1 protein-coding gene is annotated in these 1,769 nt (G+C 40.4%); it reads left to right on the top strand.

Translation table 11 applies throughout. From position 1 onward, the window contains the following. On the top strand, nt 1-1,769 hold a 1,769-nt coding region (locus C9E89_RS23530; RefSeq protein WP_213069661.1), incomplete at both ends, for a hypothetical protein.

Raw genomic sequence — 1,769 nt, 5'->3', positions numbered from 1 at the left:
GCAACTTAGTTGATGGCTTACTTGGCGGCTTGTTGTCACTTGATCTAGTCTCTGGTTTATTAGACGGCGTATTGGGTGGTTTATTATCACTTGACCTTGTAAGCAACTTGGTTGATGGTTTACTTGGCGGCTTGTTATCGCTTGATCTAGTCTCTGGTTTATTAGACGGCGTATTGGGTGGTCTATTATCACTTGACCTTGTAACTAATCTTGTTGATGGTTTACTTGGTGGCTTGTTATCACTTGATTTAGTCTCTGGTTTATTAGACGGCATCTTGGGTGGTCTATTATCACTTGACCTTGTAACCAACTTGGTTGATGGTTTACTTGGTGGCTTGTTATCTCTTGATCTAGTCTCTGGTTTATTAGATGGTCTTTTAGGTGGCTTATTATCACTTGACCTTGTAAGCAACTTAGTTGATGGCTTACTCGGCGGCTTGTTGTCTCTTGATCTTGTATCTGGTTTATTAGATGGTCTTTTAGGTGGTTTATTATCACTTGACCTTGTAACCAACTTGGTTGATGGCTTACTTGGCGGCTTGTTATCGCTTGACCTCGTATCTGGTTTATTAGACGGCGTATTGGGTGGTTTATTATCACTTGACCTTGTCACTAACTTAGTTGATGGCTTACTCGGCGGCTTGTTGTCTCTTGATCTGGTAACTGGTTTATTAGATGGTCTTTTAGGTGGTTTATTATCACTTGACCTTGTAAGCAACTTGGTTGATGGTTTACTTGGTGGCTTGTTATCACTTGATCTAGTCTCTGGTTTATTAGACGGCATCTTGGGTGGTCTATTATCACTTGACCTTGTAACCAACTTAGTTGATGGCTTACTTGGTGGCTTGTTATCACTTGATCTTGTATCTGGTTTATTAGATGGTCTTTTAGGTGGCTTATTATCACTTGACCTTGTCACTAATCTTGTTGATGGCTTACTTGGTGGCTTGTTATCTCTTGATCTTGTATCTGGTTTATTAGATGGTCTTTTAGGTGGCTTATTATCACTTGACCTTGTAACCAACTTGGTTGATGGTTTACTTGGCGGCTTATTATCGCTTGACCTTGTATCTGGTTTATTAGACGGCGTATTGGGTGGTTTATTATCACTTGACCTTGTCACTAATCTTGTTGATGGCTTACTTGGTGGCTTGTTATCTCTTGATTTAGTCTCTGGCTTATTAGACGGCGTATTGGGTGGTTTATTATCACTTGACCTTGTAACCAACTTGGTTGATGGTTTACTTGGTGGCTTGTTATCACTTGATCTAGTCTCTGGTTTATTAGACGGCATCTTGGGTGGTCTATTATCACTTGATCTAGTAACTAATCTTGTTGATGGTTTACTTGGTGGCTTGTTATCTCTTGATTTAGTCTCTGGTTTATTAGACGGCATCTTGGGTGGTCTATTATCACTTGATCTTGTCACTAATCTTGTTGATGGCTTACTTGGCGGCTTATTATCTCTTGATTTAGTCTCTGGTTTATTAGATGGTCTTTTAGGTGGCTTATTATCACTTGACCTTGTAAGCAACTTAGTTGATGGCTTACTCGGCGGCTTATTATCTCTTGATCTCGTAACTGGTTTATTAGACGGCGTATTGGGTGGTTTGTTATCACTTGACCTTGTAACCAACTTGGTTGATGGCTTACTTGGCGGCTTGTTATCTCTTGATCTAGTCTCTGGTTTATTAGACGGCATCTTGGGTGGTCTATTATCACTTGACCTTGTCACTAACTTGGTTGATGGCTTACTTGGCGGCTTGTTG

This window comes from Acinetobacter sichuanensis, from assembly GCF_003024515.2.
Classification (GTDB): domain Bacteria; phylum Pseudomonadota; class Gammaproteobacteria; order Pseudomonadales; family Moraxellaceae; genus Acinetobacter; species Acinetobacter sichuanensis.
This window is presented reverse-complemented; position numbering and strand designations above follow the sequence as displayed.